Genomic DNA, 15,924 nt, shown 5'->3' on the forward strand with positions numbered 1-15,924 from the left:
CAAACCTTAAAACTAAGCCCGCCGGGATCCCGACGGGCACAGGCTAATTAACGGGCGTTTTGCTTAATAAACTCATGGATGCTGGTGTCCTGAGCCATATCAGTGATCACGTCAGTCAGCGTGGCGTTAACCGCGTTGGTGATCTTGGTGTTGGTGGCCGTAAAAGCCCCTTCAACACTGTAGGTCTGGCGGTAGTTTTTCACCTGTTTGCTGCCGTTTTTAGCCGTGGCAACAATGGAAATGTCTGCTTTGGTGGTGATGCTGTAGCGAACATTGCCTTGAGTCACGTCTGCATACAGGTTGTTTACGATGATCTGCAGGTCAACAGCGCCGTTTGGACCAATCATATAACCACGAGCGCCCATCTGCTTCTCCAGCGTTTCCTGCAACAGGAAGCGCAGATCGCGTGAAGGCGTTAGCGCGACCAGCTGGCCATCGCGGTTAACTTTTGCCAGCGCCTGATCGCTACGCTGGTCTGCACCGTTGATGCTGACGGTGATGCCGGTCAGGCTGGGATCCTGCTGGGGCAGCTGGATTTTTGGCGAAACGTTAAGTGTGTTGCTGTTGCTTGCACAGCCAGCCAGAATAAAGACGGCCAGCAGAGGGAAGAATAATTTTTTTAACATGCTTATTTTCTCTATGACTAAGGTGGTAGTGCTGACAAAACTGCGGTCATCATAGCATTGCCTGAAACAAGAGGAAGCCCCGATCGCGCGTAAATTCATCGCCTTGCACTTTTGCGGCTGGCTCCAGGCGTGCGGACTTCGACCTTTTATTGACAGAGAGGTTGCAGCAGCAAAGCTGAAAATGCACAGTAGCGGGCAGTAAGCGGCGGAAATTTTTATCACATCGAGCCGGGTAAGGTAAAAAACCAGCTAATATTTAAAGAGATGGGGCCACCGTCTTAGAGGAGTCCAGGTATGATCCGCGAAGAAATAGAAGAAAAGTTAAGAACGGCGTTAGCGCCTGTTCATCTGGAAGTTCATGACGAAAGTTACCGTCATAACGTCCCAGCGGGTGCAGAGAGTCATTTTAAAGTGGTTATTGTCAGTGACCATTTTATCAACCAGCGGTTTTTGATGCGTCACCGCACTATCTATGGTGCGCTGGCGGAAGAGCTGGCTGGAAGCGTTCACGCGCTGGCTTTACATACCTACACCGTTAAAGAATGGGAGGGGTTACAGGACACGGTTCCTTCTTCACCAAACTGTCGCGGAGCAGGAACGCTAGCCTGATCGTGCATTTTTCACCCAAAGCGGCCTGCGGGCCGCTTTGTCATTTCTGCCGCTAAATCCCTGGCCTACCCCCGTTTTCTGCCTTTTATAGGAGAAAAGCGACGAAGTTAGCGAAATGTGAGGGTTGAGCAGCCTCGACTCCCTTTAACGTTGTCGCTATAATGCTGCGTCTATTTTTTTCCGGAATATCTTCGGGACCCTTCTGGTACAGGGAATGCGATTCTGCCACCAGAGGCCATCCCGGTTCTTAGTCTCACTCTGTTTCTTGCGGAGCAGAGAGGGTCTGAAGTTGACCGAGCACGTGATTTTTTGAGGTAATAAGATGCAAGCTTCAGTAGAAACAACTCAGGGCCTGGGCCGTCGCGTTACGATTACCGTTGCTAAAGATGTGATCGAAAACGCGGTGAAAAGTGAGCTGGTCAATGTATCTAAAAAGGTACGTATCGACGGTTTCCGCAAAGGGAAAGTGCCGATGACTGTCGTAGCACAGCGCTACGGTGCTTCTGTTCGCCAGGACGTTCTGGGCGAACTGATGCAGCGCAACTTCGTTGACGCCATCATCAAAGAGAAGATCAATCCGGCTGGCGCACCTAACTACGTGCCAGGCGAATACAAAGAAGGTGAAGATTTCACTTTCGCTGTTGAATTTGAGGTGTACCCGGAAGTTGAGCTGAAAGGTCTGGACGCAATCGAAGTTGAAAAACCGGTTGTTGAAGTGACTGATGCAGACGTTGACACCATGCTGGACACCCTGCGCAAGCAGCAGGCCACCTGGAAAGAAACCGACCGCGCAGCAGAAGCTGAAGACCGTGTCACTGTTGATTTCAACGGTTCTGTAGACGGCGAAGAGTTTGAAGGCGGCAAAGCGTCTGACTTCGTCCTGGCAATGGGCCAGGGTCGTATGATCCCAGGCTTCGAAGAGGGTGTTGTTGGCCACAAAGCGGGCGAAACCTTCACTATCGACGTCACCTTCCCGGAAGATTACCACGCTGAAAACCTGAAAGGGAAAGCAGCGAAGTTTGAAATCGTTCTGAAGAAAGTGGAAGAGCGCGAGCTGCCAGAATTCACTGCTGAGTTCATCAAGCGTTTCGGCGTTGAAGATGGTTCAGTCGACGGCCTGCGTGCTGAAGTGCGTAAAAACATGGAGCGCGAGCTGAAAGGCGCCGTGCGTAACCGTGTGAAGACTCAGGCTATCGACGGTCTGGTCAGCGCTAACGACATCGACGTGCCAGTAGCACTGATCGATGGCGAAATCGACGTGCTGCGTCGTCAGGCTGCACAGCGCTTTGGCGGCAACGAGAAGCAGGCTTTCGAGCTGCCTCGTGAACTGTTCGAAGAGCAGGCTAAGCGCCGCGTAGTCGTTGGCTTGCTGTTGGGCGAAGTGATTCGTACCCATGAGCTGAAAGCTGATGAAGAGCGCGTGCAGGAGCTGATTGCAGAAATGGCGTCCGCCTACGAAGATCCAGCTGAAGTGGTTGAGTTCTACAGCAAGAATAACGAGCTGATGAACAACATGCGTAACGTTGCGCTGGAAGAACAGGCAGTGGAAGCTGTGCTGGAGAAAGCCAAAGTAACCGAGAAAGCCACTAACTTCCAGGAACTGATGAACCAGGCGCAACCAGCCTGATCCACTGATTCTGTTAGCTAAATAAAAGCCCGCAGTTGTAATGACTGCGGGCTTTTTGCTTTTATCCGTTGCCCGGAAGTGCCTTATGGCGTTTATTCGCTCATTAAACCGGCAAAATATCAACTAAGCTGTTTTTCCTGGTTAGCAGTTGATAAAAACGTTGTTATGCTTGAATCAGCGGGGCAACATCCCCAAATAGACTATTATGGCGTACTGAGTCCTGTCTTGATTGTCCCCGGTAAGTTTGGGGAAAGTAATGGAAACATAGTGTTCCGGATCGCTCTCAAGTAGAATTGGTACGGAGTGTTGCCAAATGAAATTTATCCAGGAGACGGTAATGTCATACAGTGGCGAACGTGAACAAACTGCACCTCATATGGCTTTAGTGCCGATGGTGGTCGAACAAACCTCTCGCGGAGAGCGTTCTTACGACATCTTTTCCCGCCTGCTCAAGGAACGTATTATTTTCCTGACCGGACAGGTTGAAGATCATATGGCGAACCTGATCGTCGCTCAGATGCTGTTTCTGGAAGCTGAGAATCCGGAAAAAGACATCCACCTTTACATCAACTCTCCTGGCGGTGTGATCACTGCAGGGATGTCGATTTACGACACCATGAAGTTCATCAAGCCAGACGTCAGCACCATTTGTATGGGCCAGGCCTGTTCAATGGGTGCGTTCCTGCTGACCGCAGGGACCAAAGGCAAGCGTTACGCTCTGCCGAACTCTCGTGTGATGATTCACCAGCCCCTGGGCGGATATCAGGGTCAGGCAACTGACATTGAGATCCACGCGCGTGAAATTCTGAAAGTGAAGCAGCGTATGAACGAGCTGATGGCCGAACATACGGGCAAAACTCTTGAAGAAATCGAGAGAGACACGGAACGTGACCGTTTCCTGTCAGCGAGCGAAGCTGTAGAGTATGGATTGGTAGATTCCGTTCTGACGCATCGCACGTAAGCCTGATGCCCATCTGTCGACTATAGTTATGGATGGGCTAGAGCAACGAATGAGGGTGCCGCAAGGCGGCATCATCGCCGCAACACAGTGCGGACGAAGATAACAGAAGAGGTTAACTGATGACTGAGAAGCGCAAAGACGGTTCAGGAAAGCTGCTGTACTGCTCTTTCTGCGGCAAAAGCCAGCATGAAGTGCGCAAGCTGATTGCCGGCCCGTCAGTGTATGTCTGCGATGAGTGTGTCGATTTATGCAATGACATCATTCGCGAAGAGATTAAAGAAGTTGCGCCGCATCGTGAACGTAGCGCACTGCCGACGCCGCATGAAATCCGCCATCACCTCGACGATTACGTTATCGGCCAGGAACGGGCGAAAAAGGTGCTGGCCGTAGCGGTCTATAACCACTACAAACGCCTGCGCAACGGTGATACCAGCAACGGCATTGAGCTTGGCAAAAGTAACATTTTGCTGATTGGGCCTACCGGTAGCGGTAAAACGCTGCTGGCAGAAACCCTGGCTCGCCTGCTGGATGTGCCGTTCACTATGGCCGATGCCACCACGCTGACCGAAGCCGGTTATGTTGGTGAAGATGTTGAAAATATCATCCAGAAGCTGCTGCAGAAGTGTGATTATGACGTGCAGAAAGCGCAGCGCGGCATCGTTTACATCGATGAAATCGACAAGATTTCCCGTAAATCTGACAACCCTTCAATTACCCGTGACGTGTCGGGCGAAGGCGTTCAGCAGGCATTGTTGAAGCTGATTGAAGGGACTGTGGCGGCTGTGCCTCCTCAGGGCGGACGTAAGCACCCACAGCAAGAGTTCCTGCAGGTTGATACCTCCAAGATCCTCTTTATTTGTGGTGGGGCATTCGCCGGTCTGGACAAGGTGATTTCTCAGCGTGTTGATACTGGTACGGGTATTGGCTTTGGAGCCACCGTTAAGGGAACCGCAGAGAAGGCCACTGAAGGTCAGTTGCTGGAGCAGGTCGAGCCAGAAGATTTGATCAAATTCGGTCTTATCCCAGAGTTCATCGGTCGTCTGCCGGTTGTAGCAACGCTGAGCGAGCTGAGTGAAGAAGCGCTGATCCAGATTCTGCGTGAACCGAAAAACGCTCTGACCAAGCAGTATCAGGCGTTGTTCAACCTGGAAGGTGTGGATCTGGAATTCCGTGAAGAAGCGCTGACGGCGATTGCCAAGAAAGCCATGTCACGTAAAACCGGTGCCCGTGGCCTGCGTTCCATTGTGGAAGGTGCGCTGCTGAACACCATGTACGATCTCCCTTCACTGGACGATGTGGAAAAAGTGGTGATTGACGATTCAGTGATTGAAGGCCAGTCTGAGCCAATGCTGATCTACGGAAAACAGGAAGCTCAACAGGCTTCTGGTGAATAAATAACCACATATTTCCAGTCAGTTATCTTAAAAGGGGGAATTTATTCCCCCTTTTGCTTTTCTCTCGCTGATAACATTGAATGTCTTACATTCATCCCCATATACTCAACTACCTGTGGGTAAAACTGCACTTTAGTGGTCTGTTGCGGTTCCCATCACCCTGGCGGAAATTAAACTAAGAGAGAGCTCTATGAATCCTGAGCGTTCTGAACGCATTGAAATCCCTGTGTTGCCGTTGCGTGACGTAGTGGTTTATCCGCACATGGTAATTCCGTTGTTCGTCGGTCGTGAGAAATCGATTCGCTGCCTTGAAGCCGCCATGGATCATGATAAAAAAATCATGCTGGTCGCCCAGAAAGAAGCTTCAACGGATGAACCAGGCATTAACGATCTCTTCTCTGTAGGGACCGTAGCCTCTATTCTGCAAATGCTTAAACTGCCAGACGGTACGGTAAAAGTGCTGGTAGAAGGCCTGCAGCGTGCGCATATCACAACGCTTGCTGATAATGGCGACCATTTCACCGCGCAGGCTGAATACCTGGCGTCCCCTGAGATCGATGAGCGCGAGCAGGAAGTGCTGGTGCGCACCGCAATCAATCAGTTTGAAGGCTATATCAAACTGAATAAAAAAATCCCTCCTGAAGTGCTGACTTCGTTGAACAGCATTGAGGATGCCGCGCGTCTGGCTGATACCGTTGCGGCCCATATGCCGTTGAAACTGGCCGACAAACAATCTGTACTGGAGATGTCAGACGTCAATGAGCGTCTGGAATATCTGATGGCGATGATGGAGTCAGAGATCGATCTGCTCCAGGTGGAAAAACGTATCCGCAATCGCGTCAAAAAGCAGATGGAAAAAAGCCAGCGCGAGTACTATCTGAATGAGCAGATGAAGGCAATTCAGAAAGAACTGGGCGAAATGGATGATGCGCCTGATGAAAATGAAGCGCTGAAACGCAAAATCGATGCGGCAAAAATGCCGAAAGAGGCGCGTGATAAAACCGAAGCCGAACTGCAGAAGCTGAAAATGATGTCACCGATGTCAGCAGAAGCAACCGTGGTACGGGGTTATATCGACTGGATGGTTCAGGTGCCGTGGAATGCCCGTAGCAAGGTCAAAAAAGACCTGGTGAAGGCGCAGGAAACGCTGGATATCGACCACTTCGGTCTGGAGCGCGTCAAAGACCGCATCCTGGAATATTTGGCAGTACAGAGCCGCGTCAGCAAAATTAAAGGGCCGATTCTCTGTCTGGTTGGGCCTCCGGGCGTAGGTAAAACTTCGCTGGGTCAGTCTATCGCTAAGGCGACGGGCCGCAAGTATGTGCGTATGGCATTAGGCGGCGTGCGTGATGAAGCGGAAATTCGCGGTCACCGTCGTACCTATATCGGTTCTATGCCGGGCAAACTGATCCAGAAAATGGCGAAAGTTGGCGTTAAAAACCCGCTTTTCCTGCTGGATGAAATCGACAAAATGTCTTCGGACATGCGCGGTGACCCGGCTTCAGCTCTGCTTGAAGTGCTGGATCCGGAGCAGAACATTGCCTTTAACGATCATTATCTGGAAGTGGATTACGATCTCTCCGATGTGATGTTCGTGGCAACGTCCAACTCGATGAACATTCCTGCGCCATTGCTGGACCGTATGGAAGTTATCCGTCTGTCGGGCTACACAGAAGACGAGAAACTCAACATTGCTAAGCAGCATTTGCTGTCCAAGCAGATTGAGCGTAACGCCCTGAAGGACAGTGAAATCACCGTTGACGACAGTGCGATCGTCAGCATCATTCGTTACTACACCCGTGAAGCCGGTGTACGTAGCCTTGAGCGTGAGCTGTCTAAACTGTGTCGTAAAGCGGTGAAGACGCTGCTGATGGACAAAACCATCAAGCATATTCTGATCAATGCTGACAACCTGAAAGACTACCTTGGCGTTCAGCGTTATGACTACGGTCGTGCGGACAATGAAAACCGCGTAGGTCAGGTAACGGGTCTGGCGTGGACTGAAGTCGGTGGCGATCTGCTGACTATCGAAACGGCTTGTGTACCAGGTAAAGGTAAACTGACCTATACCGGTTCACTGGGCGAAGTGATGCAGGAATCCATTCAGGCTGCGTTGACGGTGGTGCGTGCCCGCGCTGAGAAGCTGGGCATCAACGGTGACTTCTACGAGAAGCGTGATATTCACGTTCACGTTCCGGAAGGCGCTACACCGAAAGATGGCCCAAGTGCTGGTATTGCCATGTGCACGGCGCTGGTTTCTTGTCTGACAGGTAACCCGGTGCGTGCCAATGTGGCGATGACCGGTGAGATCACGCTGCGAGGTCAGGTTCTGCCAATTGGTGGGCTGAAAGAGAAACTGCTGGCTGCACACCGTGGTGGCATCAAAACGGTCCTGATCCCGGATGAAAACAAACGTGATCTGGAAGAGATCCCGGACAACGTGATTGCCGATCTGGAGATCCATCCCGTGAAGCGCATCGAAGAAGTGCTGACACTGGCACTGGTTAATTCCCCTTATGGGATGCAGGTTGCGACCGCAAAATAGTGATTTAAGGCAAAAACAGGTCAAAAGCCGGGCTGGCAAGCAAAATGGGACTTGCCAGCTTTTTTTTGTGCCGCTAATTTAGAGTGCTGTTAAGCCAATGACGGCTGTTGCCTTTAAGGGCATAACAGAAATACTGAATCCAAATAATTGATGCGCGTTCGTCTAGGGTGGGAAGCCCGACCACGAAGTGAATAATAAAAGAGGGGATTATTGAGTGAATAAGTCACAGTTGATCGACAAAATTGCTGCAAGCGCCGACATTTCTAAAGCGGCAGCGGGACGTGTTTTAGATGCTTTCATGGGCTCAGTGTCAGATTCACTGAAAGAAGGCGATGAAGTTGCGCTGGTAGGCTTCGGTACCTTCTCTGTGCGTGAGCGCTCAGAGCGTACCGGTCGTAACCCACAGACCGGTAAAGAAATCACCATCCCAGCGGGTAAAGTACCAGGCTTCCGTGCCGGTAAAGCGCTGAAAGACGCCGTAAACTAATGGCGGTATGATTCCACTGATGTAATTTCTTCGGTGGAGAGTGAGGATTGTGTTTGCGTTCTCATGTACCATACGGGGCACATCAAAAAAACTGATGTGCCTTTTTTTATGTTCCAATGACATTTGCGATTTGCTGTTGTCATATTGGCGTGCGGTTTGCTACGCAGCGGCGTGGAGCGTCCCTGGGAAGATGGGACGAAAGCGCAAGGGTTTACATTCACACTACAGCGGAGTGTTGTCACACCATGATGGACAATTTACGCGCGGCGTCGAACCATGTCGTGCTCAAAATTATATTGGCATTGATCATTCTGTCTTTCGTTTTGACCGGGGTGGGCAACTACCTGATCGGCGGTAACGGAGATTACGCCGCCAAGGTTAACGGACAGGAAATCAGCCGTGCACAGCTCGAGAACGCCTTCTCTAACGAACGTTCACGTCAGCAGCAGCAGTTGGGCGAACAATTCTCTCAGCTCGCAGGAAACCCTGCCTACATCCAGCAAATCCGCCAGCAGGCCCTGTCTCAGTTAGTTGATGAATCGCTTCTGACCGGGTATGCCAAAGATCTGGGCCTGGCCATCAGCGATGACCAAATCAAACAGGCTATTTTCACGCAGGCAGCTTTCCAGACTAACGGTAAGTTTGATAATGCTAAATACCTTGGTTTGATCAATCAGATGGGCTTCTCTGCCGATCAATACGCTGAAGCGCTGCGTAAGCAGTTGACCACTCAACAGCTGATTGCTGCGGTGACCAACACCGACTTTATGCTGACCGGTGAAACTGACCAACTGGCTGAGCTGGTTTCTCAGGAGCGTCTGGTGCGTGAGGCGACGATCAACGTGGCTGCACTGGCGGCTAAACAGACCGTCAGCGCTGAAGAGATCAAAAACTACTACGAGCAGAACAAAAACAACTTCATGTCTCCTGAGCAGTTCCGGGTCAGCTATATCAAGCTGGATGCGGCCTCCCTGCAGGAAACAGTCAGCGAAGCTGACATCCAGAGTTGGTACGATCAGCATCAGGGCGATTACACTCAGCCTCAGCGTAGCCGTTACAGCATTATTCAGACCAAAACCGAAGCGGAAGCTCAGGCGGCTCTGGACGCGCTGAAAAAAGGCGGTGATTTTGCCGCGCTGGCGAAAGAAAAATCGGTTGACCCTATTTCTGCCCGTAACGGCGGCGACATGGGCTGGCTGGAACCAGATACCACACCAGATGAACTGAAAAGTGCTGCTCTGAAAGAGAAAGGCCAGCTGTCAGGTGTGATCAAGTCTTCGGTTGGTTTCATCGTTGCTCGTCTGACGGATGTCCAGCCTCAGCAGGTTAAGCCTTTTACTGCCGTGCATGATGACATTGCTGCGAAAGTGAAGCAGGAAAAAGCCATTGATGCTTACTACAAACTGCAGCAGAAAGTGAGTGATGCCGCAACCAATGACAATGAGTCACTGGCTGGCGCAGAACAAGCTGCAGGCGTTAAGGCTGTGGAGACGGGCTGGTTCAGCCATGACAATCCCCCTGCTGAGCTGAACTTCAAGCAGGTTGAGCAAGCCATCTTTAATGGCGGCCTGGTCGGTGAGAACGGTGCTCCGGGCAATAACTCTGACATCATCACTGTAGATGGCGACCGTGCGTTCGTGGTCCGTGTCAGCCAGCATAAGCCAGAAGCTGTTAAACCACTGGATCAGGTCACGGCGCAGATTACCGATACGCTGAAAACCCAGAAGGCACAGGCTCAGGCAAAAGCTCAGGCTGACAAACTGCTGGCCGATCTGAAAGCAGGTAAAGGTGATGAGGCGATGAAAGCCGCTAACCTGAGCTTCGGCAGCCAGAAAACACTGTCCCGCACTGGTCAGGATGCCATAACCCAGGCCGCATTCACCATGACGCTGCCAGCGAAGGACAAACCGTCTTACGCGACCAGTGAAGACGGTGAAGGCAACGTGCTATTGGTTGCGCTGGATCAGGTTCGTAGCGGTGCTATGCCGGATGCGCAGAAGAAAGCGATGGTTCAGGGAATTACGCAAAACAATGCGCAGATTACCTTTGAAGCCATGCTGAGCAACCTGCGTAAAGAAGCCAAAATCAAATACGGTGCAGCGGCGCAGGCCCAATAAGCCTCGCAGATTTTCTGCAACGAGATGCAATACCAAAAGGCCGCTTACGCGGCCTTTTCCATATCTGAATTCCGTCATTTGTTTCGCTATTTCTTCCGCTGTACGGTTGTGTGGCTGTCAAACACATGGAGGAAAAAAGCATGAAACACCCACTTAAAGCGTTATGTTTTATCACAGTGATCAGCGCGAGCATCCTGACGGTATTACCGGTTAAAGCGGTGGAAAACACTTCTGCGGCGTCTGCTCAGATTGCAACGGAAAGCACGCCCTCAGTAACCGAGAAAGTGAGCCTGAACCAGGCAAGTGCCCAGCAGCTGGCTGCCGCGTTAAACGGTGTAGGACTAAAAAAAGCCGAAGCCATTATCAGCTATCGCGAGCAGTACGGGGCTTTCACTGATATTGAACAACTGAAAGAAGTGCCCGGTATGGGCAATGCGCTGGTGGAGAGAAATCTTTCAAGACTGAAACTGTGACTTAACTCGCGAGATTGACGCATTCTCTGCGTCGGGCCGGTTGCGGCTGCTAATCTGTAGAGGTCATACCAGTTGGGTGACCTCTACTTTCATAAGGGCAGCGTAACTATGCACACCACCATCAAAGTCCGTGGCTATCACCTGGATGTTTATCAGCACGTTAACAACGCCCGCTATCTGGAGTTCCTGGAAGAAGCGCGTTGGGAGTGGCTGGAACGCCTGGAGTCCTTCAGCTGGCTGCAGGAGAACCAACTGGCCTTTGTGGTAGTGAACATTAACATCAATTATCGCCGACCTGCAGTGATGGGCGATGTGCTGAACATCCACAGTAAATTGATTCAGCTGGGCGGGAAAAGTGGGGTGATTGGTCAGACTGTGACGCTTGTGCCTGACGGTGAAGTCGTTGCAGATGCCACGCTGACTTTTGTCTGTATCGATCTGCGCTCACAAAAAGCGCAGCCGATGGAAGGGGAACTGAAAAGAAGAATGGAAGAGATGCTGTCAGCGTAAACCGGTTTTACGCTGCATTTCAGCCATCACGGCGCTGCCGTTAGCCTGATACTCCTGCAAACCGTTAGCGCGAAGATGGCAGGCAGCACAGTCGCCACAGCCATCGCCTTTCACGCCGTTGTAACAGGTCAGCGTTTTGTTACGCACCAGCGGCAGTTGTTGCCAGTAATCGGCAAGAGCCCAGGTTTCCGCTTTGTTCAGCCACATCAGTGGTGTTTCAAAGCGCACGGCTTTTGCCATCCCTAACTCAATCGCGTGGTTCAACGCCTTAACGAATTCATCACGGCAGTCTGGGTAGCCAGAGAAATCGGTTTCACAGACACCCGTGATCACCGCTTCTGCCTCAACCTGATAAGCATAAATCGAGGCGAGGGTAAGGAATAAGATATTGCGGCCGGGCACAAAGGTGCTTGGCAACCCGCTGGCGTTCGGATCGTAAGCCGGCACCGGGATGCTTTCACGCGTCAGGCTGCTGACGGCCAGCTCATTTAACATCGTTACATCGAGAACTTTGTGGGCGCGAGCCCCGAGAGAAAGAGAAAGCTCGCGGGCAATATCGATTTCCGCACGATGGCGCTGGCCGTAATCGAAGGTGATGCAATGCACCTCATCATACTGTTGCAGAGCCTGAATCAGACAGGTCGTTGAATCCTGTCCACCGCTGAAAACCACTACTGCACGTTTCATTTTAATCACCTTAGTCATCTGTTACGCCATATGGTACTGCCTGTGGCGGCAGAAGGGTAGTTTTGCTCAGGGAATGGCAACCGGCGGCGGGATCCACGCGCGGGAAAAATCAAACCATCCCCAGGCATTTAACGCGATATCCTCCACGCCCGGCGGGGCGCTGACCTGATAACGATAGTTGAACAGCGGCGTAATTACCGACTCCGCCATCAGATGATGAAAAGTCTGTTGCAGCCCTGTCAGCCGCTCGGGCTCCGCGTTGTTAGCCTGGATCAGTTCCAGATCTTTCAGCAAACGCTGATGAGCCTCTCCACCCAGCAGAGTCGGCCAGAGCAGATCCAGCTTCAGCCAGCTTTCCAGCGTGTACTCCGGTGCTTCACCAATCAGGCGATCGCCCATAATAATGTCTGCCGTTTCCAACCCGCTGTAACCCTGCCAGTTTTTGCCTGGGTGAAAATGCAGCCTTAGCTGACAGCCTTCTTCGGCCAGCACCTGTTGCAGTTTCTCTGCCATTGCATGTAATTCAACGGGAAGGTGATAGTGGAGGTTAAGTGTGGCTGGCAACACCGTTTCCTCAACAGCGACGATGTCGGGCACCGGCCAACCTGGCAGCATCTCCTGGCTTGGCGTAATCAGACCTTCTTCGAGAGGCAGTTCCTGTATGACGTTCTTACTGCGGATCAGGGCCAGTATTTTTTGTGCCTGATGTGAGGAAAGGGCGGTATTCTGCTTTAAAGCCAGATAGCAAAAACCCAGGCTGATACGGCGGCTCACCGGACGCAGCAGCGACAGCTCATGCTGTTCGCCAATGGCTATCTGCACCGGATGGCGGCAGCTGGTGCCCAGGGTTTTGTCAAAAAGCTGAGGGGTGATCCAGTACTCAACCATCTGCATTAATGGTTGAGCGCCATGGTAGCGTTCATGATTTTCAATTCTGACCAACTCTGGTGACCAGTGGCTCAACTTCCATGGCCCGGTGCCGAGGGAAGGAGTCTGCGGATGTGTCAGCAGGCAGGTCACCGTAGCCAGGCGTGAGGTTAGCCAGTAATCGGGGCGATGCAGATCGATTTGCAGGCACATTGACTGAGGAAGAGAGAGGGATTTTACGCTTGCCAACAGTTTTGCCCCTGCCGGGCTGCTGATGACGTTTTGCAGATGCTGCAGGATCTGTAAAGACGAAACCCGTTCGCCGCTGTGCCAGAAAAGCTGGGGGCGAAGGAAGAAAAACCAGCTTAAGCCATCTTCGCTGCACTGCCAGTGATGAGCCAGATCGGCCACCACACGATCATCCTGAAAGCGGGTCAGGCCGGAGAAAATCTGCCCGGCAAGGTGTTGTTCAGCGCGACCAGGCATCTCCAGCGGATCGAGAGGATCTAACTGGCGGTAATAAGGAATTCTCAGCGTGGGACGATCGTCCAGCCACTGGCCACCCATAAAGGGTTTCAACAGTTGATTTAACTGTTCCGGGGCAATCTGCACTAATTCCAGCGCCTGGTGCGACAGACCTTGATCCAACTGCTGCTGAAGCAAAACCGTTCTGAGCTGAGCAGGGGACTGAAAGAACGCCAGCTTGCCCCGTTTGCCCCGCCCGGATTGAGATTGCCAGCTAAGCCAGCCCGATTTTTGCCACTGACCAAGTAGCGTTCGCACATGGCGCTCACTGCAAATACAACGCTGGGCGATCTCCGCCACGCTGGTTAGCTGGATCTCGCCGAGGCTGGCTTGCCACAGGCGTTGGTATTGATTAAGGCGGTTTAACTGGCGCATTGGCATAAACCCGGAACACTTTCTTCAGAAGTATTCACTATTAGTTCCGCAAATACCAGGTGATACTCAACGCTCGATGAAAAAATAGACACTGGAGAAATAATGGCTCGTCTGGCGGCGTTTGATATGGATGGTACTTTGCTGATGCCTGACCATCAGCTGGGAGAAAGAACTCTGACTGCGCTGCGCGCGCTGGATGAAAAAGGCGTGTTGCTGACCTTTGCTACCGGCCGTCACTGGCTGGAAATGCAACCGCTGATAGCGGATTTTAAATTGACAGCTTACCTGATCACCGGTAATGGCACGCGAGTGCACGATCAGCAGGGCAACTTACTTGCCTCCAGCGATCTGTCGCCTCAGGTAGCTGAAGAGGTCATTCATACCCGTTGGGACACCACCGCCAGCCTGCATGTTTTTAACGATCGGGGCTGGTTAACCGAGTTTGATGTGCCCCACATTCTCCATGCGCATCAGATGAGCGGTTTTCGCTATCAACTTGCCGATTTGAAAAAGCTGCCTGCCCATGAAGTCACCAAAATCTGCTTCATCGCCGAGCATAATGAGCTTTGCCGGTTGCAGGGGCAGTTGAGAGATGCGCTTGGCGACCGTGCGCACCTCTGCTTCTCTGCGCGGGATTGTCTTGAAGTCCTGCCGCCAGGCTGTAACAAAGGCACAGCGCTGGATGCACTTGCTCACTCGCTTGGCTTCACGCTGGCTGAGTGTATGGCGTTCGGAGATGCGATGAATGACCGTGAAATGCTGGAAAGCGTGGGTCGCGGCTTCATTATGGGCAACGCGATGAGCCAGCTGAAAACCTTACTGCCGCACTTACCTGTTATTGGGCACTGCGAAACTCAGGGCGTGTCTCATTACCTCAATCACTGGCTTTCTACCCCGAACCTCGCTTATTCCCCCGAATATTGAGGTCATTATGCCTGACAGGGCTGTACGGCTTTTAATACTGAAACTTCCAGTTTGCCGGGCAGGAAAGCCCGGCGTTTTAGCTGAGCATTTGCTGCCACGGAGTGATATCCCCAATGTTCTCCGCAACCCAGTCAGTATTGTAATAGCTGTCCAGATAGCGCTCGCCGCTGTCGCACAGCAGCGTCACAATGGCGCCTGTCCGCTGCTCTTCAGCCATTCTTTTTGCAATCTGTAAGGCCCCCCAAACGTTAGTGCCGGTTGAAGCGCCAGGTTTGCGACCGAGCTGTTTCTCCAGCCAGAGCATGGTGGCAATACTGGCTCCGTCCGGCACGCGGATCATCTCGTCCACCACGTCAGCAATGAACGAGGGTTCTACGCGAGGACGACCGATCCCTTCAATTTTTCCGCCTTTGCTGTTCCGCAGCGTTTTATCCCGCTGATGCCAGTAATCATAGAAAACCGAGTTTTCGGGATCGACTACCGTCAGACGCGTGGCGTGGCCCTGATAGCGTAAATAGCGGCCGATAGTCGCCGACGTTCCGCCTGTTCCGGCGCTCATCACAATGCTTTCCGGCACCGGGAAGGGCTCATTCTTCATTTGCTGGAAGATGCTGTCAGCAATATTGTTATTGCCGCGCCAGTCGGTAGCCCGTTCGGCATAGGTAAACTGATCCATAAAATGGCCGTTCAGTTCATGCGCCAGCCGCTCAGATTCCGCATACATCTGACAGGGATCGCTGACGAAATGGCAGCGACCACCGTAAAATGTGATCTGCTCAACCTTACGTTTTGCGGTGGTTGCCGGCATAACAGCAATAAAAGGCAGGCCTAATAGCCGGGCGAAATAGGCTTCCGAAACGGCGGTGCTGCCGGATGAGGCTTCAATAATCGGCGTGCCTTCTTTTATCCAGCCGTTACATAGCCCATACAAAAACAATGAACGCGCCAGACGGTGTTTCAGGCTGCCGCTGGGATGGGTGCTTTCATCTTTCAGGTAGAGCCAGATCCCGGGATAGGCGGCCAGTGGTAAGCGGATTAGATGCGTATCTGCCGAACGTTGAACGTCGGCATTGATCTCTTTAATAGCGTGCGATACCCATAAATCTGACATGTTTTTTCCCCGGCACAATTTGTTAAAGAGTACGGCATAAATCGGAAAAAAAGTTTACTCTCTTTCCTGTAAAATGGCCTCTTAAG

At 52.0% G+C, this 15,924-nt stretch carries 14 protein-coding genes; 10 read left to right on the top strand and 4 right to left on the bottom strand.

Annotated elements, in window-relative coordinates; all coding sequences use genetic code 11:
* Positions 1 to 47: 47 nt before the first annotated feature.
* On the bottom strand, positions 48 to 626 hold the full coding sequence (locus tag WCC56_RS08395; RefSeq protein WP_424691938.1) for a lipoprotein: 579 nt from the start codon (positions 624 to 626) through the stop codon (positions 48 to 50).
* 294 nt (positions 627 to 920) lie between these two features.
* Here WCC56_RS08395 and bolA point away from each other — a divergent pair, with 294 nt between their 5' ends.
* The 9 genes from bolA (at position 921) to WCC56_RS08440 (ending at position 11,349) form a co-directional block, all read left to right on the top strand.
* The gene (gene bolA, locus WCC56_RS08400) at positions 921 to 1,235 is read left to right on the top strand and encodes a transcriptional regulator BolA (RefSeq protein ID WP_424691939.1); all 315 of its coding nucleotides are present in this window, start codon (positions 921 to 923) and stop codon (positions 1,233 to 1,235) included.
* A gap of 322 nt (positions 1,236 to 1,557) precedes the next feature.
* A complete protein-coding gene (gene tig / locus WCC56_RS08405) occupies positions 1,558 to 2,862 on the top strand; it encodes a trigger factor (protein ID WP_424691940.1) in 1,305 nt (434 codons plus the stop codon).
* A gap of 337 nt (positions 2,863 to 3,199) precedes the next feature.
* Positions 3,200 to 3,823, top strand: a complete 624-nt coding sequence (clpP, locus tag WCC56_RS08410) for an ATP-dependent Clp endopeptidase proteolytic subunit ClpP (protein ID WP_424691941.1) — start codon at positions 3,200 to 3,202, stop codon at positions 3,821 to 3,823.
* 119 nt (positions 3,824 to 3,942) lie between these two features.
* A complete protein-coding gene (clpX, locus tag WCC56_RS08415) occupies positions 3,943 to 5,217 on the top strand; it encodes an ATP-dependent protease ATP-binding subunit ClpX (RefSeq protein ID WP_424691942.1) in 1,275 nt (424 codons plus the stop codon).
* A 190-nt stretch (positions 5,218 to 5,407) separates the two neighbouring features.
* Positions 5,408 to 7,762, top strand: a complete 2,355-nt coding sequence (gene lon, locus WCC56_RS08420) for an endopeptidase La (RefSeq protein ID WP_424691943.1) — start codon at positions 5,408 to 5,410, stop codon at positions 7,760 to 7,762.
* A gap of 214 nt (positions 7,763 to 7,976) precedes the next feature.
* On the top strand, positions 7,977 to 8,249 hold the full coding sequence (gene hupB, locus WCC56_RS08425) for a nucleoid-associated protein HU-beta (RefSeq protein ID WP_013201042.1): 273 nt from the start codon (positions 7,977 to 7,979) through the stop codon (positions 8,247 to 8,249).
* A gap of 245 nt (positions 8,250 to 8,494) precedes the next feature.
* Positions 8,495 to 10,366: a peptidylprolyl isomerase gene (gene ppiD / locus WCC56_RS08430; protein WP_424691944.1), complete on the top strand. Its 1,872-nt coding sequence runs from the start codon at positions 8,495 to 8,497 to the stop codon at positions 10,364 to 10,366.
* A 140-nt stretch (positions 10,367 to 10,506) separates the two neighbouring features.
* Positions 10,507 to 10,839, top strand: a complete 333-nt coding sequence (locus WCC56_RS08435) for a helix-hairpin-helix domain-containing protein (protein WP_424691945.1) — start codon at positions 10,507 to 10,509, stop codon at positions 10,837 to 10,839.
* A gap of 108 nt (positions 10,840 to 10,947) precedes the next feature.
* Positions 10,948 to 11,349: an acyl-CoA thioesterase gene (locus tag WCC56_RS08440; protein ID WP_424691946.1), complete on the top strand. Its 402-nt coding sequence runs from the start codon at positions 10,948 to 10,950 to the stop codon at positions 11,347 to 11,349.
* Here the strand turns inward: WCC56_RS08440 and queC are convergent.
* Both queC and WCC56_RS08450 read right to left on the bottom strand, forming a co-directional pair.
* Complete coding sequence (gene queC, locus WCC56_RS08445) at positions 11,341 to 12,036, bottom strand: 7-cyano-7-deazaguanine synthase QueC (protein ID WP_424691947.1); 696 nt, start codon at positions 12,034 to 12,036, stop codon at positions 11,341 to 11,343. The genes WCC56_RS08440 and queC overlap by 9 nt on opposite strands.
* A gap of 66 nt (positions 12,037 to 12,102) precedes the next feature.
* Positions 12,103 to 13,803, bottom strand: a complete 1,701-nt coding sequence (locus WCC56_RS08450; RefSeq protein WP_424691948.1) for an SgrR family transcriptional regulator — start codon at positions 13,801 to 13,803, stop codon at positions 12,103 to 12,105.
* Between the two features lie 102 nt (positions 13,804 to 13,905).
* Here WCC56_RS08450 and cof point away from each other — a divergent pair, with 102 nt between their 5' ends.
* Positions 13,906 to 14,727 carry an HMP-PP phosphatase gene (gene cof, locus WCC56_RS08455; protein WP_424691949.1) on the top strand — a complete coding sequence of 274 codons (822 nt, stop codon included), beginning with the start codon at positions 13,906 to 13,908 and terminating at the stop codon, positions 14,725 to 14,727.
* Between the two features lie 76 nt (positions 14,728 to 14,803).
* Here cof and WCC56_RS08460 read toward each other — a convergent pair whose 3' ends face one another.
* Positions 14,804 to 15,838: a PLP-dependent cysteine synthase family protein gene (locus WCC56_RS08460; protein WP_424691950.1), complete on the bottom strand. Its 1,035-nt coding sequence runs from the start codon at positions 15,836 to 15,838 to the stop codon at positions 14,804 to 14,806.
* Positions 15,839 to 15,924: the final 86 nt, after the last annotated feature.

The organism is Erwinia sp., from assembly GCF_049696395.1.
GTDB lineage: Bacteria > Pseudomonadota > Gammaproteobacteria > Enterobacterales > Enterobacteriaceae > Erwinia.